Genomic DNA, 19812 nt, shown 5'->3' on the forward strand with positions numbered 1-19812 from the left:
TTTGATAGCATAGACAATCGAAGCCGGCATTTCGTTGCATATGAACTAATAATTTTTTTTGAAAGGAAACTGTGATCGGGCTATGAAATGGATAGTAGGACTAGGCAATCCCGGAACCGCCTATCGCAACAACCGCCATAACGTAGGATTTATGGTTCTGGACCGTGCCGCCGAGCAGTGGGGCATCTCGATCGGCCAAAATAAATTCAAGGCGCTGGTGGGCGAAGGGCATGTCAAAGGGGAAAAGGTGTTTTTACTGAAGCCGATGACGTACATGAACTTGTCGGGGGAATCAATGCGGGCGTTCATGGATTTTTACAAAGCGCCGTTAGAGGATTGCATCGTCGTATACGACGACATGGACACCCCGTTCGGTCAAATCCGGCTTCGCTACCAAGGCAGCGCCGGCGGGCACAACGGCATCAAATCGATTATTCAGCATGCCGGCACGCAGTCGTTTAACCGGATTCGCGTCGGTGTATCCCGTCCGGCGCCTGGCTACAGCATAGTCGATTATGTGTTGGCTGATTTTTCGAAGGAAGAAGCGAAGACGCTCCCCGAAGCCGTGCAAAAATCGGTGGACGCGCTGGAATATGCGATTGAGTACAGCTTCGACAAGACGATGGCGAACTTCAACAAGTAAGAAGACGAATGAAGCGGGCAGACCGGCCCGATCGGCGGCTAAGTTTACGCATATTTGTTCATACTAGTACGAAGAATATGCGTTAACGATACTAACCCGGTTGGGAGGACGACCTATGACAGTAAAATACGTGTGCCGGCATTGCTCGGCGCAGCTCGGGGAAATCGACAATCCGCAGGTGAACGAAATTCAATTAGGCTTCCATTTCTTGACCCCCGAAGAGCGCAGAGATATAATTACGTATAGTCACAGTGGCGACGTACTCGTCAAGCTTACGTGCGACTACTGCCGTAAAGCGCTTGACGAACACCCGGAATTGAACCTGGTCGCCAGTCCGCTCCAATAATCGGAGCTTGCACGGACGATAGAACAGATTCGATCGGATACGAAATAAGGGCCTCGGTACTTTAACCAAGGCTTTCTTTTTGGTTTGCTCGTATAAAAGGAGTGTATTCCCTTGCAATCATTGATCCGCGCATTTTCTGAGGATCGCGAATTTGTATCGATTGTCACCGGCATCGAATCGGGCATGCGGGAGCAGCTCGTATCGGGCTTGGCCGGCTCTTCGCGGCAAGTGTTTATTTCCGCGCTCGCCGACAAGCTGAAACGGCCCGTATTCGTGGTGACGCATAACATGTTCTCGGCGCAAAAAATGACCGAGGACTTATTGGAATGCTTACCCGAAGAGCAGGTGCTGCTCTATCCGGCCAATGAGCTGATGGTCACGGAGGCGGCTGTGGCAAGTCCGGAGACGCTCGCTCAGCGCATCGACGCCCTAACCCGTCTGGCCGCCGGGTTCAGAGGCGTATGTGTGGTGCCTTTCGCCGGAGTGCGCAAGCTGCTGCCTCCGAGCGCCGTTTTCCGCGAGGCGCAGTTTGCGATCAAGGTCGGCGAGACCATCGATCTGGATTCGCTGCTGCAGCGAATGGTGGAGCTCGGGTACGAACGGGTCGAGCGTGTGGAGTCCAAGGGCGAAATGAGCGTGCGCGGGGGAATTCTCGACTTTTACCCGCTGACATCCGAGACGCCTTACCGGGTGGAGCTGTTCGATGTGGAGGTAGACTCGATTCGCAGCTTCGACGCGGCCGATCAGCGCTCCATCGATAAGCTTTCGTCGGTCGTCATTACGCCCTGCAAGGAATTAATCGCCGAAAGAAAACGCTTCCAAAATGCGGCGCAGCACGCCTTCGATCTGCTTCAGGATCAGCTCGCGAGAATGACCGATCGTCAAGTGAAGGACCGGCTGAAGGAAGAAATCGGCCATGAAATCGAACGGATGCGCGACCACCAATTTTTTACCGGCTTGTACAAATATGTCGGCTTGTTGTATCCGGAGCGGCATACGCTCATGGACTACATTCCGAAGGACGCGATTCTCGTCATCGACGAACCGAGCCGGCTGCTCGAGACGTCCAAGCAGCTGGAGCGGGATGAAGCGGAGTGGATGACGAACCTGCTTCAAGAGGGCAAATCGCTGCCGGGCTTCGTCATGTCCAAATCGTACGAGTCGATTTTGCACCGGACCGCGTATCCGACCTTGTACGTTTCTTTGTTCTTGCGCCAAGTTCCGCAAACCCAGCCGCAGAACATCGTCAATTTCATGTGCCGGGCGATGCAAAATTTCCATGGTCAGATGAATGTGCTCAAGTCGGAGATGGAACGCTGGAAAAAGACCGGGGCTCGCGTCATGGTGCTGGCCAACGGCGAAGAGCGGGTAGATCGGGTGCGCCGCGTTCTCGGCGATTACGAGATCGAGGAGCCTGCCATCCTGAACGGAAATTTGCAGGCCGGCTTCGAGCTGCCATCCATTCATTTGGTCGTCATTACCGAAGGCGAGATGTTCACCCAGAAAAACCGCAAAGTGCGCAAAATCGATAAAAAAATCGACAATGCGGAGCGGATCAAAAGCTACAGCGAGCTGAAGGTGGGCGATTACGTTGTTCACGTCAACCACGGCATCGGCAAATACGTCGGTATCGGTACGCTCGAGGTAGGCGGTATTCATAAAGACTACATGCATATTTTGTACGCCGGCGGCGATAAGCTGTCCGTACCGATCGATCAAATCGATCTGATCCAGAAGTATGTGGGCTCCGAGGAAAAGGAGCCGAAAGTTTACAAGCTCGGCGGAGCGGACTGGGCCAAAGTCAAGAACAAGGTGCGCAGCACGGTTCAGGATATCGCCGACGATCTGATCAAGCTGTATGCCGAACGGCAGGTGGCATCCGGGTACGGATTCAACAAGGACACGACGTACCAGCAGGAGTTCGAGGGTATGTTTCCTTATGACGAGACGCCGGACCAGCTGCGCGCGATCGAGGAAATTAAGAAGGATATGGAACTTTCCAGGCCGATGGACCGTTTATTATGCGGGGACGTCGGCTACGGCAAGACGGAAGTGGCGGTGCGGGCAGCGTTCAAAGCGGCGATCGACAACAAGCAGGTGGCGGTGCTCGTGCCGACGACGATTTTGGCCCAGCAGCACTACGAGACGTTCCGCGAACGGTTCGCGGACTACCCGATCAACATCAAGGTGTTGAGCCGGTTCCGCTCGCAGAAGGAGCAGAAGGAAACGATCAAGGGCGTCAAGCAGGGAACGGTCGATATCGTGATCGGCACGCACCGGCTGTTGTCCCAGGATCTCATCTTCAAAGACTTGGGACTGCTTATCGTCGACGAGGAGCAGCGTTTCGGCGTATCGCACAAGGAGAAACTGAAGCGGCTGAAAACGAACGTCGACGTGCTGACGCTGACCGCAACGCCGATCCCGCGCACACTCCACATGTCGATGCTCGGCGTCCGCGATTTGTCGGTTATCGAGACGCCGCCCGAGAACCGGTTTCCGGTGCAAACGTACGTGGTCGAGCACAGCAACGCCCTTGTCCGGGAGGCGATCGAGAGGGAGCTCGCGAGAAACGGACAAGTGTACTATTTGTTCAACCGGGTGCAGGGGATCAATCAGATGGCGGAGCAAATTTCGTTCCTGGTCCCGGATGCGAAGGTCGGCGTAGCTCACGGTCAAATGTCCGAGCAGGAGCTGGAGCGGACGATTCTCGACTTCCTGGACGGCGAATACGATGTGCTCGTCAGCACGAGCATCATCGAAACCGGCGTTGATATTCCCAATGTAAATACGCTGGTCGTGCACGATGCGGACAAAATGGGCTTATCCCAGCTGTATCAGCTTCGCGGGCGGGTAGGACGGTCGAACCGGATCGCGTACGCGTATTTCACGTATCAGCGCGATAAAGTGCTGACGGAAGTGGCGGAGAAGCGGCTGCAGGCGATCAAGGAATTTACGGAGCTCGGCTCCGGGTTCAAGATCGCGATGCGCGATTTGGCGATCCGCGGAGCGGGCAATTTGCTCGGCGCGGAACAGCACGGGTTTATCGCGTCGGTCGGCTTCGATCTGTACACGCAAATGCTCGGCGAGGAAATCGCCAAGCGGAAGGCGGAAATGCACGGCGAGCAGCCTGCGGAGAAGGTCGCGGCGGCTACCCAGATCGAGCTTACGCTCGACGCCTATTTACCGTCCGACTATATTTATGATAGTATGCAGAAGATCGAGATTTACAAGAAAGTGGCCAACATCAAGACGCTTGAAGAAGCGAAAGACATGTACGAGGAAATAGAGGATCGATTCGGCAATTTGCCTCAGGCGGTATTGAATCTGCTTGCTGTGGCCCGGTTGAAGGTGTACGGGGCCGATTATGCGATAGAGTCGATTTCGCAAAAGGGAGATGATATTCAGCTCAAAATCCGCTCAAGCGAAAACGGCAATCTGGACGGCCAGCGGCTTCATGCCCTTTCCTCGCAGTTCGAGGGCAGGATCAAGCTCGTGCCCGGACCGCAGATCGTCATCCAGATGAAATGCAAGGGATTAAAGCCAGAAGACTCCATCGAAATGCTGGAGCGATTTTTGGTACAATACAAAGAGGCTTTGAAATCGAAAGGAGAGTTGCGCCATGTTGCCAATTAACCGCAGCAAGACCGCTCGCCGGCTGTCCGTCGCATTAGCGGCGGTAGTCGTAGCGGCGATGGCCTTGACCGGGTGCGGTAAAGATAAAAATGCTGCAAGCGGAGCCGGAAGCACGGAAGTAGTCGCCACCTATAAAGAGGGCGGGAAAGTAACGAGAGGCGAATACGATTCGTTCGTCGGCTCGGTCAAATTTTTCAACCCGATGTACGCCCAGTTTGACACGGATCCGACGTTCCAGGATTATATGATGAAGCAGCTGATCGGCTTCAAGGTGCTTGGAGCCAAAGTGGACGAGCAGTCGAAGAAGGACGCAGACAAGAAAACGCAAGAACAGATGGATCAGATCAAGAAGTACTTCGAGCAGCAGGGCGGAGACAAGAATGCGTTCGACAATCAGCTGAAGACGGCCAATCTGAAGCAGGACGATATTAAAGATTATATTTATAAAAGCTTGATCGTGCTTGGCGACGCCGAGAAGAAAGTGACCGACGACAAAGTAAAGGCTAAGTATGACGAGAACGCCGCAGCGAATGCCTATACGGTCGCTACAGTCAGCCACATCCTCGTATCGCTTAAGGACGAGAATCAGGAGAAAGACATTCGTACGAAGGACGAAGCGCTCAAGCGGGCTCAGGAAGTGAAGCAGAAGGTGGATGCCGGCGGCGATTTCGCGGCGCTCGCCAAAGAGTTTTCCGACGACGGCGGATCGAAAAACAACGGCGGCAAATACGAAAACGCCGAAGTAAGCCAATGGGTCGAAGGCTTCAAGAAAGCCGCAATCGAATTGCCGATCGGCAAAGTCAGCGATCCGGTCGAGACCGAATTCGGCTATCATATCATGAAGGTTGAGTCGCGCTCGACGAAGACGTTCGATCAAGTGAAGGAGCAGATCAAATCGGAGCTGGCCGAGATGCAAGTATCGGACTTTATCGAGAAGGATTTGCCCGCTATGATCGAGAAAATCGACACGGACAAGCTTCCTAAGGCGGCCCCAGCCCCTTCAACGCCGGGAGCGGGAACTACTCCGAATTTGACGACCCCGGCTCCGTCCGGAACCGAGCAGCAGCCTGCTGCCAAATAATGCCGATATAGCCCAAGACGTCCGGTTTTCCGGACGTCTTTTCTTTTTTCCCTCCCTGTATAAGAAAATGGGAGCAGTAACATACTATGGGCAGACAATAAAGTTAACAAAAAGCCTCCTGCAAGGATTAGCGGATATTGCATACCCATCCAGTCGTATTTAAAACTCTTCATTGGAAAGTGAGGCATCCAGAATTATGAAAGCAACTGGAATTGTTCGTCGGATCGATGATTTGGGCAGGGTCGTTATACCGAAAGAAATTCGCCGCACGCTCAGAATCCGCGAAGGAGATCCGCTGGAAATATTCGTGGACCGCGACGGTGAAGTCATATTGAAGAAATATTCCCCGATCGGCGAGCTCGGCGATTTTGCCAAAGAATACGCCGAATCGCTATACGAGAGCACGAACCATATTACGATTATCTCCGACCGGGATTCGGTCATTGCCGTAGCCGGAGGGTCCAAGAAAGAATACTTGGAGAAGCAAATCGGGTCGATAGTCGAATCCAGCATGGAAAACCGCAAAACGTCGCTCGAGACGAACTCCGGGCAATACGAACTATGCAAAGATTTGAACGAAACGTACAGCTCCTTCGTAATCGCGCCGATCGTAGCCGGCGGAGATCCGATCGGTTCCGTCATCTTGGTCAGCAAAGACGAGAACGTCAAGATGGGGCAGATGGAAATGAAGATGGCGGAGACGGCTGCGGGTTTTCTGGCCAAGCAGATGGAACAGTAGGGAACTTTAACGGAATTACCACCCTGACTGATGACCGGGGCTTTGTGACCCGGCAACACGGCCGTCAGAGAGCAGGTACGTTATTCCGTTAAAGTTCCTAGGCGGTACACGAACAAAGGCTTCCCGGCGAACCGAACCGGGGAGTCTTTTTTGGATACTAGGGTTTATTTCGGGGGCCCCGCAAAGTACTTGGAACAAGCTTCGAAGCAAGGCTGCACTTTGTGGGGTTATTTTGGATGGCGAAACTTGACGGCGCTTTGTGGGGGGATATAATAAAGGCGTGGTGTGAAAGGGGAATCGTATGCAGCAAAGCCCGAACCCGCCCCCGATGCCCGGCAGGGCGATCGTCAAGGGCGCTTTTGTGCTTGGGGCGGCGGCCGTCGTGTCCAAGCTGCTCGGCACAATGCAAAAAATCCCGCTTCAGAACGTGGCGGGAGACAGCGTGTTCGGTATTTACAATGCGGTGTATCCGCTTTATACGTTGATTTTGTTTCTGGCTACGGCCGGATTCCCGGTGGCGGTATCCCGCTTTGTAGCCGAGGAAAGCGCCCGTGGTTCCGCCCGCGGAGCGCGCGGCGTATTGAGAATGGCGCTCGTGCTGTCGGCGGCGACGGGGCTCGCCTGCTTTATCCTGCTGTACTTCGGAGCCGGCATGCTCGCGTCGTGGATCGGCGACCGTCAGACCGAAGCCGCTCTGCGCAGCGTATCGTTCGCTTTGTTTTTCGTTCCCTTGATGGCAACGCTGAGAGGATACTTTCAAGGTTTGGGCGATATGGCCCCGACGGGTGTCTCGCAAGTAGCCGAGCAGCTGATCCGCGTGGCGGTCATGGTAGTCTTGCTGATCATTCTCGCCCAGGCGGGCGCACCGGACGCGGACATTGCCGCGGGTGCGACGCTCGGATCGGCGGCAGGGGCATTGGCCGGTCTGCTCGTCATGTGCGGCTACTGGATCTCGCATCGAAAGAAGGAGGGGCGGCGGCAAACCGATGATTCCGACACGCGGCGTACGGGCTCGGCTGAACGTGTCGGATACCGGAGATTTGTCGCTTACGCGCTGCCGATCTGCCTCGGCTCCATCGTGCTGCCGATGCTGACGCTGGCGGATACGTTTACAGTGCCGAGACTGCTGATGCAGAGCGGCTTGAGCAATGCCGAAGCGATGGCGCGATTCGGCTTGTACAATCACGGTCTTCCTCTTGTCCAGCTTGTGGCGATGATCGTCTCCTCCATGTCGGTGGCGCTCGTTCCCGCCATATCCGAAGCGAGGGCGAGAGGTGCGCTGGCGGAAGTGCGCGGCAGCGCATCCGCGTCTCTGCGGCTCACGTGGCTGATAGGGCTGGCCGCGTCCGCCGGGATGGCTGTAACGGCGATCCCGTTGAACGTAATGTTCTACAAGGATGCGGCGGGATACGTCACGATGATGATTCTCGCCTGTACGACTGTGTTCAGCGTCGTTCAGATCGTGTCCGGAGCCATTCTGCAGGGCATGGGCGCGGAGCGGGCTACCGCTTATCATCTGCTCGCCGCCGCGGCGATTAAGGTCGGATTGAACCTGTGGCTCGTACCCCGATGGGGGATTGAAGGAGCCGCGGTTTCCGCAGTGGCCGCGTATGCCGCCGCCGCCGGACTGAACTTGCTGCGGCTTAGCCGGATTCGGTTAATCAGCTTGTCCTGGCGCGATTATGCCGTCAAGCCGCTGCTCTCCACCGCAGTAATGGCGATCGTAACCGCTGCCGTTCTGTTCGCAGTCGACCGGATTTTGCTGCATGCTCTCCCGGAGTTTTCCTATAGAGGGAGACAAACGGTCGTTGCCTTAGTCTCCGTCATGTGCGGAGCATCCGTCTTTGGCGTCATGCTGTTCCGTACCGGCGCCGTCAGCGCGAACGAGCTTGCGGCCGTACCGAAGCTCGGGGCGAAGCTGCTCCCGGTTTTGCGCAAATGGCGCATTTTACAATAGCTGAAGGAGGCTTACGATGTCCCCGTCTATTACCGTAGTAGGGCTTGGTTCCGGAGACGAGAACCAGCTTACGCTAGGCGTCTGGAAAAAGCTGCAGGCGGCCGATCCCTTATATGTGCGCACGGACAAACACCCGGTTGTCGATTTTCTGAGGACAAACGGTGTAACGGTCCAGTCGTTTGACGGGCTTTACGAAGCGCACCGTTCTTTTGCCGAAGTCTATGATTCCATCGTGGACGAGCTGCTCCGAATGGCCCGTACCTCGCAGCAAGCGGTCGTATACGCGGTTCCCGGCCATCCGATGGTGGCCGAATCGACGACCCGGCTGCTTCGCGAGCGCTGTGCGAGCGAGGAAGTCGAGCTGACCGTCGCCGGAGGCGAAAGCTTCCTCGACCAAGCGTTCTCGCGGTTCGGATTCGATCCGATCGAAGGCTTCGCTTTATTCGATGCGACCGCGCTTCCGGCCGGCGGAGCGGGATATGAGCCCCGCATGCACGCGCTTATCGCGCAAGTGTACGATTCGCATACGGCGTCGGACGTCAAGCTGTTTCTGATGAACGCGCTGCCCGACGAACACGAAGTCGTAGTCGGACACGAGCTCGGGGTGGCCGGACGGGAGCGGATCGTCCGGGTGCCGCTGTACGAGCTGGATCGTCTGGACGGGTACGGGAACTTGTCGCTCGTATGGGTCCCGCGCACGGAGGAGGAGTCGGTGCGCAACCGCACATTCGAGAGGCTGCGTGAAATTGTCGATATTCTCCGCAGTCCGGAGGGGTGTCCGTGGGACCGGGAACAGACGCATGCCAGCATTCGCAAAAACTTGATCGAGGAAACGTACGAGGTGCTGGAAACGATCGACGACGACGACCCTGCGGCGATGTGCGAAGAGCTCGGCGACCTGCTGCTGCAAATTATGCTCCACAGCCAAATGGAAGCGGAGACGGGAGCGTTCGACGTCTATGACGTGATCGCGGGGCTGAACGACAAGCTGATCCGACGCCACCCCCACGTGTTCGGGGAGCTCGGGGCGGACGATGCGGACGAGGCGCTGCGCAACTGGAACGAGATGAAGGCGGAGGAGAAGCGGAGCAAAGGCATAGATGTGGAGCAGCTATCCGTGCTCGCGGGTGTCCCGAGAGATTTGCCGGGGCTCATGAAGGCGTACAAGCTGCAGAAGAAGGCGGCCCAGGTCGGTTTCGACTGGGAACGGACGGAAGAGGTGTACGCCAAGATCGAGGAGGAGCTGGCGGAGCTGAAGGAAGCTTCCGACGAGGAACGGTCGGGGGAACTCGGCGATTTGTTGTTTGCTGTTGTCAATTTGGCTCGATTTTTGCGGATTGATCCCGAAGAGGCGATTGCGGCGACAAATCGCAAATTTTTGGAAAGATTCGGCTATATCGAGCGCCAGCTGCGTCTAAAAGGCCAAACTTTTGACCAAACTGGGTTACCGGAGATGGAAAAAATGTGGCAAGAAGCAAAAAAACTTTCGAAAAATGCAAGATCGTAGAAGGAATTTCCGGGCCAACAAAGAATACATACTACCGTACAGGCAAAATGCCCATGCAAACCCAGCTTTCCTTGGGAGAGCTTCATGCCAACTTTTTAGGAGGAATTAAACGATGAATAAGACAGATCTCGTAAACAACATCGCTACTAAAAGCGGATTGTCCAAAAAGGATGTAGAGTCCGTATTGAACAGCTTTCTTGGTGAAGTAACCGACGCTTTGTCGAGCGGCGGCAAAGTTCAACTGATCGGCTTTGGCACGTTCGAAACCCGTACCCGTTCCGGTCGCACCGGCCGCAACCCGCAAACGGGCCAAGAAATCAAAATCCCGGCATCCAAGGTTCCTGCTTTCAAAGCGGGCAACAAGCTTAAAGAAGCTGTAAAATAATGCGTCTCGACAAGTTTCTGAAAGTATCCAGACTCATTAAACGGCGTACGGTCGCCAAGGACGTATCCGACCAAGGTCGAATCTGGATCAACGGAAGGGAAGCGAAAGCGAGCAGTACCGTAAAGATCGGAGACGAGCTCGTCATCCGATTCGGTCAGAAGAGTGTGACCGTGCGCGTGGAACGAATCGCCGAAACGACCCGGAAGGAAGAAGCGGGCGAGATGTATACTGTGCTGAAGGAAGAATCCCATGCGGAATAATCCGCATCCAGAGACCGGCCGCAAGGCCGGTTTTCGTGTCTGTACGGGGCGTTAGCCGCCTGCCGGTCAATCGGTGTTTCTGGTTCTAAAACGAGCCCCCCCACCATAATCTAGTCGTAAGAGGGAGGGGTACATGCCATGATCGATCCGGTTAAGCAAAAACGCCAGGAAGTGAAGATGCTCAATCGCAAGCTGCTCGAAATATCCGGCGTGCTCAACGTAGAGAGCTTCGACAGCGAGGAATTTCTGCTGGAAACGGAATGCGGGTTCCTGGCTATCAAAGGGCAAAATTTACATATTAAGAACTTGAACCTTGAGCAAGGTCTTGTGGCGATCGAAGGGACGGTGCACGGCCTCAACTACCTGGATGCGAGCGCGCACGAGAAATCCAAAGGATTTCTAGGGAAGTTGTTCAAGTGAGCCTGCACATCCAATTTCTGACCTTATCCGTCATGGCGGGCAGCGGTGCGTTCATGGGAGCGTTGTTCGACGTCTACCGCGTCTTATCCGGGCAGCTGCGGCCTCCGCGCTGGCTCGTTCCGCTGCTCGACATCGGCTACTGGATCGTCGCCACCCTGTTCGTCTTTCGCGCACTGTTATACAGCAATGACGGACAAGTCCGCGTGTATGTGTTCTTGGGCTTGGCTCTCGGCTTATGGCTGTACTTCCGGCTCGCCAGCCGGCTGACGATTGTATTCGTCCAGTTTTGCATCCGGCTCGTCCGGGCGCTGATCCGCTTCATCGGGAAAACGATTGAGATCGTCATTATTAAACCGGTACAGCTTTTGTACCGTCTCATCCTTGTGCTGTTCGGATTTTTATGGGCGCTCACTATTTTCCTCGGTAAAATTATGTTACAATTGCTTTATCCGTTCCTTCTTTTGGGGAAATGGCTCATAAAGCCGCTGCGGAAACGGCTTAGAAAGCCGGACTGGTGGAACCGCTTCACCGGACGGTGCGGCAGATGGGTACAAGCCATCAAACGGTTGTTTAGGAAAAACGGATAAACAAACCGCAATAGGAGGAACCGTTAAAGCAATGCGCGAAGCGAAAAAAGCCGGTACACCGGAACAATCGAATAAAGGCGCTCGCCGCCGCGTTCGGCTGCTCGCATTTGCGATGGTCGGTTTTATGACTTGGGCGGCTCTTATTTTATGGAACCAGCAAGGACGTCTCGGAGTCAAGGCCGCGCATGTCGAAGAGCTCGATCAGAAGCGCACCGAGACCGTCAAATTGAACGAATCGTACAAGAAAGAGATCGAACGGCTGAACGATCCCGAATACATACTCCAGAAAATCAGAAAAGAATATCATTATTCAAAGCCGGGGGAGACGCTGTTCTACACCCCCAAATCTCCGTGAGCCCACGTCCTTATTGACCTTTATGTCGTCGATCTTGTATAATCTCCATATCCGATCCTCACATCGCCTGCCTGTTGGTGCAACTTTTTTGGCCCGAACCGTCGCAAAAGTTGCGAGAATTGCGTATGGATAGGTATGAGAGATTATTTCCAACATATTTTTAGGGAGGAACGTTTCATTCTATGGCAATTGAAGTGGGCACCAAGTTGGAAGGCAAGGTGACAGGCATTACTCATTTCGGGGCTTTCGTGGAGCTGTCAGCAGGCGTGACCGGTCTCGTACACATCTCCGAAATTGCCGACAATTATGTGAAGGACGTCAACGATCATTTGAAGCTGGAAGACAAAGTTTTGGTGAAAGTGATCAATGTGGACAAGGACGGCAAGATCGGTCTGTCCATTCGCCAAGCCGTCGACAAGCCGCCGGGAGAGCAGCAGCAGCGCCCGGAGCGTCCTGAACGCGGATTTAACCGGGACCGCGAAGATCGCGGAGGCCGGAATGATCGTGGTGGTCGCCCCTTTAAACCAACCGCTAACCGACTTACGTTCGAGGACAAGATGTCGCGCTTCTTGAAGGACAGCGAAGAACGCATCTCGTCGTTGAAGAAAAACACCGAAGGGAAACGGGGCGGAAGAGGCGCACGCAGAGTATAAGCGTGCCGACAGCCCGTTATACATGGAATGGTACGCCGGCCGTCCGACAGGACAGTCGGCGTTTTTGGCATCATGTTACCCTAATTTGCACGGAAGTTGACAACGGTCCGGTTGTAGTATATACTTTCGAATTGTTATGGCGGCGTAGCTCAGCTGGCTAGAGCGTACGGTTCATACCCGTGAGGTCGGGGGTTCGATCCCCTCTGCCGCTATTCCTTCAGACATTAGCTCCGACACGTTACGGCGTGTCCGGAGCTTTTTTTGTTCGCATACAGAATCCCCGAGAGACATATGGGAACTTTAACGGAATAACGTATCTGCTCTCTGAAGACCGGGACTTGCGATCCACAAAGTCCGGGTAGTCAGTCAGGGCGGTAATTCCGTTAAAGTTCCTAGGAGCAGAGGTCGAAGCCGTAACTCCACTTTCCGGGGTTATTTTCTTTTTTGCACTGCTTTTGTCGGACCGCTTCCCTATCGGCTATCAAATCGACACTGTTTTACTAGAAGGGAGGCTTCTCATGCTTGGTCACGGCCAAAGAATAGACAAATGCGTTTGCGGGATTGCTTTCCGAAAACAGTACGATGGCAAGCCTGGCAAAGGTTCCGGGTTCGCGCGCGCTCCGGCTGTTTTTGTCGGAAAATTCTTTCACTCTATCAACTCATTGTGACAAACTTTATACTAGATTGTTTTTATAATAGGGAACACACGAAAACGAATAAGGTGGTGCCCTAAGGATGCAAAAGTGGAACGTTGTTGATCTGAAGTCCGCGCCTATAAGCGGGATGATGCAAAAGGCTAAAGCCGGAGGCAAGCGCACGCTGATGGAAAACCGGTTCGTCCAGTCGGTCGTCGCCAAGAAATGGGCGTTTGTGCTGGTCGCGATGGCGTTCCTGCTCGGCAGGGCGATGATTCTGGAGCAGCTCGCCCCCTTTGCAATCGCTTACTTCGCCGTCGTCTACTTCGTGCGTAAAGATTTGACGCGTTGGGTCGGCCTTTCTCTTCTGGCCGGGAGTCTGTTCGCGCTGGAGATGAAGACGGGCTACATTTTAACCGAGATGATCGTATTCCTGCTCATTCAGAAGGGGCTGGAAAAATATGAGCGGGCGGAGTTGTCCTATGCGCCGATTATCGTGTTCACGTCCGCTTTTACGGTTCAGCTGTTCGGATGCATCGTCGCCTCCGAGCTGACCTGGTACACGCTAATGCTGACGGCCGTGGAGGCAGCGCTCAGCTTCGTGCTTACCCTTATCTTCATCCAGGCGATACCGGTATTTACGCTGACTCGCAAAAGCTACTATTTAAAGAACGAAGAAATCATCTGTCTGATTATATTGCTCGGTTCCGTCATGACCGGTACGGTAGGCTGGATCATTCAGTCGGTATCGCTGGAGCATGTGATGTCGCGGTATTTGATCCTGATGTTCGCACTGGTCGGAGGAGCGCCGCTCGGGGCGTCCGTCGGCGTCATTACCGGTCTTATCCTGAGTTTGGCAGACGTCAATGCGATTTACCAGATGAGTTTGCTCGCCTTCTCCGGCATGCTGGCCGGGTTGCTGAAGGAAGCGAACCGGATGGCGGTGGCGTTCGGCATGCTGCTCGGCTCCTCGATTTTGTCGATCTATATCGGCAGCCAGACGGAAGTGATGAGCTCGACCTGGGAGTCGGTAGCGGCCGTTCTTCTCTTCCTGCTCACACCGCGAAGCTTCATTCAGACGATTGCCAAGTATGTTCCCGGCACGCAGGAAAATATGAAGTCGCAGCACGATTACGCCAAGCGGGTACGGGACATTACGGCCGGCCGGGTCCAGCAGTTTTCCGAGGTGTTCCGCCAGCTGTCGCGCAGCTTCAAGCAGCTTACGCATTTGGATGAAAGCGCGGCGAAGGAAAGGGAGGTCGAGCATTTCATGAACTCGGTCGCCTCGCAGACATGCGCGATGTGCTGGAAGCGCAAGCAATGCTGGGACGACAAGTTTTATCAAACGTACAAATTCATGACCGAGATGATGAGCGAAATCGATGCCCGCGAAACGTTCGCGAAGCGTGACATCCCGGGGGAATGGAAGCAGGCGTGCGTCCGGACCGATCAAGTGCTCGTCGTCATGAAGCAGCAGTACGGGCTGTTCAAGCACGATTTGCATTGGAAGAAGCAAATTCAGGACAGCCGCCAGCTTGTAGCCGAGCAATTGACCGGAGTTTCGCAAGTAATGGAGGATTTGGCCAAAGAAATAAAACGGGAAGGGCATGCGTTGTTTCTGCAGGAGGAACAAATCCGTTCGGCGCTCGAGGATCTGGGACTGTCCATCCACAGCATCGACATTATCAGTCTGGACGAAGGCAACGTGGAGATCGAAATTATCCACCAATATACGAAAGGGTTCGACGAGTGCCGGAAAATTATCGCGCCGCTGCTGTCCGATATTTTGGGCGAGAACATCGCGGTGCGCAATGAGGAGGTATCGAGCCGGGGAGACGGCTATGCGACCGTATTGTTCTGCTCCGCCAAGGAGTTCGAAGTGGAAACGGGGGTAGCATGTGCGGCCAAGGGAGGCGACATTTTGTCGGGAGACAGCTTCAGTACGGTGGAGCTGGGCAATGGAAAATTCGCGGTTGCGCTTAGCGACGGGATGGGCAACGGAGAGCGGGCTCGCGCGGAGAGCAGCGCGGCGCTGTCGATTTTGCAGCAGCTGCTGCAATCGGGCATGGACGAGAAGCTTGCGATCAAGTCGGTGAATTCGGTGCTGATGCTCCGCTCTTCCGACGAGATGTTCGCCACCGTCGACGTAGCGCTTATCGACCAGTACAACGCGAAAACGACTTTCGTGAAAATCGGCTCGACACCGAGCTATATTAAACGCGGAACGGATGTGATCCAAATCTCGGCCAATAATTTGCCGATCGGCATTCTGCAGGACATCGATGTCGATCTCATCTCGATGCAGCTCATGCCGGGGGATACGCTGATCATGATGACGGACGGCATATTCGATGCGCCGGGACCGGCCGTCAATAAGGAGATGTGGATGAAGCGGATTATCCAAGGCATCGATGCGGAGGAGCCGCAAGCTTTTGCCGATTGCTTGCTGGAAACGATCGTACGCTACCATCAAGGCGAAATTATGGACGACATGACCGTTGTCGTCGCCCGAATCGAGAAATATAAGCCGGAATGGGCCACCTTCCGTTGGCAGGGGGTGACCAAAGTAGAGCGGCCGAGAACGGTCAGTTGACCCGGATATTCCGGGTTTTTTGCTTTCTTGGAACGGATTTCGGCATACGCTTCTCTCCGATGAGGGGCGTTTTCTTTTTTTTGCCGGATAACTATCCATTCCGTTGCGCCGCTCGGGTATTGGACGCTATTTGCGCGGAAATACTAGATGATAGAATCCCAGGCGAAGAAAGGGAGTTGCCGAATGAACCAAATCGTATTGATAACGGACGGATGTTCCAATGAGGGAATCAGTCCGGTTGTGGCGGCTGCACACGCGCAGCGGCTCGGCATCGTCGTGAATGTGATCGGGATCGTCGACGGCGGCGACATGAGCGAACGCGGAGCGGCGGAAATAGCGGATATCGCCAAAGCGGGAGGCGGCATGAGCCGAATCGTCTCTTCCGGGGCATTGGCGGAAACCGTACAGATGATGACGCGCAAGACGGTTGTGGAGACGATCCGGCAAACCGTCCAGCAGGAGCTGCGGCAGTTGATGGGGCCGACGGCCGCGATCGAGCGGTTGTCTCCGGAACATCGGGGACCGGTTGTAAAGCTGATAGACGAGTTGAGCGAGACCGGTGCGCTTCGGGTGGCGCTGCTTATCGATACGAGTGCGAGCATGCGGCCGAAGCTGAGAGCGGTCGAAGAGGCGTGCAGAGATTTGCTTGCGAGCCTGCGGGCGCGGCGGGGGAAGAGCGAGATGTCCGTTCTGCGATTTCCCGGCAATACGGAAGCGGACCTGCTGGCGGGTTGGACTTCCGATCTTGCAAAAAAAGACGAATTGTTCTATAAATTAAACATGAAGGGGACGACGCCTACCGGTCCCGCGCTGATGAAGGCTGTCCGGTACGTATCCGAAGCGCGAACGCCGGAAACGACCGACGGCCGGGAGGGCGGCACGGAGTATGCTCCTTCTTCCAGGGCGAGCAGCGGGGATGGGATATTAAGTGACTACATCGTCTAGGGTGGTTTTGACCGAAGGCTTTATCGTTTGCGGCAAGTGGAACAAACGGTCGTACCGGATCGTCAGACTGCTCGGTGAAGGGGCCAACGGAAAAGTGTTTCTCGTGCATTCCGGGAAGCAGGCTTATGCGCTCAAATTCGGGTTTGACGCGCTCGATTTGCAGATGGAAGTAAACGTGCTCCGCGAATTGGATAAGAAAAAATCCCGGCCTTTCCTGCACGATGCCGACGATGTGGAATTGAACGGCAGCGTGTACCCTTTCTATGTGATGACCTACATACGCGGCGATATTCCCCGGCATTACATTGGAAGAAATGGGCCCGACTGGTTCTATATGATCGGCTTGAACCTGCTTCGCAAGCTTCAAGCTTTGCACCTGCAAGGGTATGCATTCGGCGATTTGAAGGCGGAGAACGTGCTGGTTTCGGGATACGGCGATGTAGAGCTTGTCGACTACGGCGGAGTAACCGAGAGGGGACGCTCGATCAAACAGTTCACCGAGCTGTATGACCGCGGTTATTGGAACGCCGGGGAACGGGTGGCCGACGACGGCTACGATTTATTCGGCTTCGCCGTGCTATGCCTGCAGATGAGCGGCATGGAGAAGAGAATGAAGGAACTGGCGAGCGGGCTGCCGCAGAACCGGAGCTCGAACGATCTGGTCAAGCTGATCGAAGAATGTCCGAACTGCCGTCCGGTTGCGCATGTACTGAAAAATGCGATCGCAGGCAGATGGACAAGCTCCTCCGAAGCGGCGGCTTCATGGAAGCAGGTGATGGAGAAGCACGGAGCGAGTCGGCATCATATTCGGTCCGCCATGGCGGCTGTTTGGATCAAAACCGCATTCTTCACATCAATCGGGTTGTTCTTATCGGTCCTTTACATGTTTTGGTTCAACGGATAAAGTTATGGAATCGAACACAACACGTGAGCAAGCCAAGAAAGGTGTAGACCATGGAACTGCTGAAGAAAGTGGAAAGCGCGATTCGGAACGAGCAGCTCGCGGAGGCGGGTGACCGGATTGTCGTAGCGGTTTCGGGCGGACCGGATTCGATGGCGCTGCTGCACGTTCTTTTTTTGCTTTCCCGGGATTTCCGGTTCCAGCTTATCGTATCCCATGTCAATCACGGGTTCCGGGTGGAGGAGTCGGAGCGGGAGGCGGAGACGGTAGCCGCTTATGCGGCCGAGCTGGGGGTGCCCTGCGAAATCGGCCGGTTCGATCTGCCTGCGTACGTGGCGGAAACCGGCATGAACTCCCAGGCGGCCGCGAGGGAAAAACGGTATGCTTTTTTGTTCGAGACGGCAAAGCGTCACGGCGCGGGCAAAATAGCGCTCGCCCATAATGCGGACGATCAGGCCGAGACGATGCTGATGCGCATCATGAGAGGAACCGGTCCGTCGGGGCTTACCGGTATCCCGCTTCGAAGAACGGAAAAAAATTTGGAACTAATTCGTCCTTTGTTACGTATATACAAATCGGAGATCGAACGCCATTGCGCCGAATACGGCATCCCGGTGTGCCGGGACAGCAGCAACGAGCAGCGCAAATATTTCCGCAACGTCGTGCGGCTCGATGTGCTTCCGTATTTGCGCGGATACAACGATAAGCTGCCCGAATCTTTGAACCGGCTCGCCGACATGATGCAGGCCGAAGACGATTGGATGGATGCCGAAGCGCGCAAGAAATTCACGGAGTTCGTGACGGTCGAGCAGGCGGAAGGACAGGTCGAATGCAGCCTTGGCGCGAACCGTTTTGCCGGGCTTCACGTTGCTTTACAAAGGCGCTTGATTAAACTAATATTAAATTATGTTTTTTCGGAGGCAGATTTATCCGATTACGCACGGATTGAGACCGTTCGTTCCGTCATCGTCCGAGAGCAGGGAGAGTCGCTGTCGCTCGATCTGCACGACAGGCTCAAACTGTTACGCGAGTATGATCGTGTAAGGTTCGTTCAGGCGGCGCCGGTACCCCGGCCCTACGAGTACCTTATGGAAGGGCCGCATCATTCGCTGCGCTTGCCGGAAGCGGGAATGGAGCTGGAAATGGCGCTGATCGGCGGAAGCGAAACGACCGATCCTTCTTGGAGGGGACGCGGCGGGCGCGACGAGGCTCGGTTCGATTACGAGCTTCTGCATTTCCCGTTGTCCGTTCGCAGCCGTCAGCCGGGAGACCGCATGGAACCGCTCGGTTTAAAGGGGACGAAAAAAGTAAAAGATATGTTCATTGACGAAAAAATGCCGCCGGAGACAAGAGACCGCGTCCCGCTAGTGCTGGATGCATCGGGCCGTATTCTATGGATCCCCGGGGTGCGCAGATCGACGCATGCCACCGTATCCGAAACGACATCAAGGGTATTGGTAATGAAGGTCCGCCCCATCGAAAGGTAAGCTTTTGTCTTACCGAGAATGCGGTCATTCATGCTTTCATAGTATTAAGTAGGAGGGTCCATGGTTGGTAAATGACATTCAGAACGTTCTGTTCTCCGAAGACCAGATTCGGCTCAAGGTTGAGGAGCTCGGGGAGACGATCAGCCGCGACTTCGAAGGCCGGAATCCGCTCGTCATTTGCGTACTGAAAGGCGCATTCATCTTTATGGCCGATTTGGTGAAACGGATGACGATTCCGCTTGATATCGACTTCATGGCGGTATCGAGCTACGGGCAGGCAACCAAGTCGTCCGGCGTAGTGAAAATCATCAAGGATTTGGACGTTCCGGTGGAGGGCCGGAATGTGCTTATTGTGGAGGACATCATCGACAGCGGCTTGACCTTAAGCTATTTGATCGATGTGCTGGAACGTCGGAATGCATGTTCCGTATCCATCGTCACTCTCTTCGACAAGCCGGCCAGAAGGTCCGTCGATTTGGAGCCGGATTACAAAGGCTTTACCCTTCCCGACGAATTTGTTGTCGGATACGGGCTTGACTTTGCCGAGAAATACCGCAATTTGCCGTATATCGGCATCCTGAAGCCGGAAGTTTACAAAAGGCCGTAAGCCGCTTGCGCGTTTATTGTGAACGGCAGATGCGCTGTGGTAAAATAAGTTACGTGTGTCGCCAGAGAGGAGGTAGGG

18 protein-coding genes and 1 tRNA gene are annotated in these 19812 nt (G+C 54.8%); all 19 read left to right on the forward strand.

Annotation, left to right across the window (positions count from 1 at the left end; genetic code table 11):
* Window positions 1–82 precede the first annotated feature (82 nt).
* The 19 genes from pth to hpt all read left to right on the forward strand — a co-directional run bounded on the left by pth (window position 83) and on the right by hpt (window position 19734).
* Complete coding sequence (gene pth / locus FE783_RS32760) at window positions 83–643, forward strand: aminoacyl-tRNA hydrolase (protein ID WP_138883615.1); 561 nt, start codon at window positions 83–85, stop codon at window positions 641–643.
* A 115-nt stretch (window positions 644–758) separates the two neighbouring features.
* Window positions 759–989, forward strand: a complete 231-nt coding sequence (locus tag FE783_RS32765; protein WP_138883616.1) for an anti-sigma-F factor Fin — start codon at window positions 759–761, stop codon at window positions 987–989.
* 111 nt (window positions 990–1100) lie between these two features.
* Window positions 1101–4622: a transcription-repair coupling factor gene (mfd, locus tag FE783_RS32770; protein WP_138883617.1), complete on the forward strand. Its 3522-nt coding sequence runs from the start codon at window positions 1101–1103 to the stop codon at window positions 4620–4622.
* Window positions 4609–5703 (forward strand): peptidylprolyl isomerase, encoded by a 1095-nt coding sequence (locus FE783_RS32775; RefSeq protein WP_138883618.1) that lies wholly within the window; start codon window positions 4609–4611, stop codon window positions 5701–5703. The genes mfd and FE783_RS32775 overlap by 14 nt, the downstream gene beginning before the upstream one ends.
* Before the next feature lie 196 nt (window positions 5704–5899).
* Complete coding sequence (gene spoVT, locus FE783_RS32780; RefSeq protein WP_138883619.1) at window positions 5900–6442, forward strand: stage V sporulation protein T; 543 nt, start codon at window positions 5900–5902, stop codon at window positions 6440–6442.
* 301 nt (window positions 6443–6743) lie between these two features.
* On the forward strand, window positions 6744–8399 hold the full coding sequence (locus tag FE783_RS32785; protein WP_138883620.1) for a putative polysaccharide biosynthesis protein: 1656 nt from the start codon (window positions 6744–6746) through the stop codon (window positions 8397–8399).
* Window positions 8400–8415: 16 nt separating this feature from the next.
* Window positions 8416–9906: a bifunctional methyltransferase/pyrophosphohydrolase YabN gene (yabN, locus tag FE783_RS32790; RefSeq protein ID WP_138883621.1), complete on the forward strand. Its 1491-nt coding sequence runs from the start codon at window positions 8416–8418 to the stop codon at window positions 9904–9906.
* Window positions 9907–10018: 112 nt separating this feature from the next.
* The gene (locus FE783_RS32795; RefSeq protein WP_138883622.1) at window positions 10019–10291 is read left to right on the forward strand and encodes an HU family DNA-binding protein; all 273 of its coding nucleotides are present in this window, start codon (window positions 10019–10021) and stop codon (window positions 10289–10291) included.
* Complete coding sequence (locus tag FE783_RS32800; RefSeq protein ID WP_138883623.1) at window positions 10291–10551, forward strand: RNA-binding S4 domain-containing protein; 261 nt, start codon at window positions 10291–10293, stop codon at window positions 10549–10551. The genes FE783_RS32795 and FE783_RS32800 overlap by 1 nt, the downstream gene beginning before the upstream one ends.
* A 138-nt stretch (window positions 10552–10689) precedes the next feature.
* Entirely contained in the window at window positions 10690–10971 is a 282-nt protein-coding gene (gene yabP, locus FE783_RS32805) for a sporulation protein YabP (RefSeq protein WP_138883624.1), read from the forward strand.
* Window positions 10968–11558 (forward strand): spore cortex biosynthesis protein YabQ, encoded by a 591-nt coding sequence (yabQ, locus tag FE783_RS32810; protein ID WP_138883625.1) that lies wholly within the window; start codon window positions 10968–10970, stop codon window positions 11556–11558. The genes yabP and yabQ overlap by 4 nt, the downstream gene beginning before the upstream one ends.
* Window positions 11559–11589: 31 nt before the next feature.
* A complete protein-coding gene (locus FE783_RS32815) occupies window positions 11590–11913 on the forward strand; it encodes an FtsB family cell division protein (protein ID WP_138883626.1) in 324 nt (107 codons plus the stop codon).
* Window positions 11914–12095: 182 nt separating this feature from the next.
* A complete protein-coding gene (locus FE783_RS32820) occupies window positions 12096–12566 on the forward strand; it encodes a S1 domain-containing RNA-binding protein (protein ID WP_138883627.1) in 471 nt (156 codons plus the stop codon).
* Window positions 12567–12704: 138 nt separating this feature from the next.
* Window positions 12705–12778: transfer RNA gene (locus FE783_RS32825), tRNA-Met, on the forward strand.
* 571 nt (window positions 12779–13349) lie between these two features.
* Window positions 13350–15794, forward strand: a complete 2445-nt coding sequence (spoIIE, locus tag FE783_RS32830; protein WP_238403345.1) for a stage II sporulation protein E — start codon at window positions 13350–13352, stop codon at window positions 15792–15794.
* Between the two features lie 183 nt (window positions 15795–15977).
* Complete coding sequence (locus FE783_RS32835; protein ID WP_138883629.1) at window positions 15978–16739, forward strand: VWA domain-containing protein; 762 nt, start codon at window positions 15978–15980, stop codon at window positions 16737–16739.
* Complete coding sequence (locus tag FE783_RS32840; RefSeq protein ID WP_138883630.1) at window positions 16723–17643, forward strand: protein kinase domain-containing protein; 921 nt, start codon at window positions 16723–16725, stop codon at window positions 17641–17643. Before FE783_RS32835 ends, FE783_RS32840 begins: the two co-directional genes overlap by 17 nt.
* A gap of 50 nt (window positions 17644–17693) precedes the next feature.
* Window positions 17694–19127, forward strand: a complete 1434-nt coding sequence (tilS, locus tag FE783_RS32845) for a tRNA lysidine(34) synthetase TilS (protein WP_138883631.1) — start codon at window positions 17694–17696, stop codon at window positions 19125–19127.
* Between the two features lie 64 nt (window positions 19128–19191).
* A complete protein-coding gene (gene hpt, locus FE783_RS32850) occupies window positions 19192–19734 on the forward strand; it encodes a hypoxanthine phosphoribosyltransferase (protein WP_138883632.1) in 543 nt (180 codons plus the stop codon).
* Window positions 19735–19812: the final 78 nt, after the last annotated feature.

This window comes from Paenibacillus mesophilus (assembly GCF_005938385.1).
Classification (GTDB): Bacteria; Bacillota; Bacilli; order Paenibacillales; family NBRC-103111; genus Paenibacillus_AB; species Paenibacillus_AB mesophilus.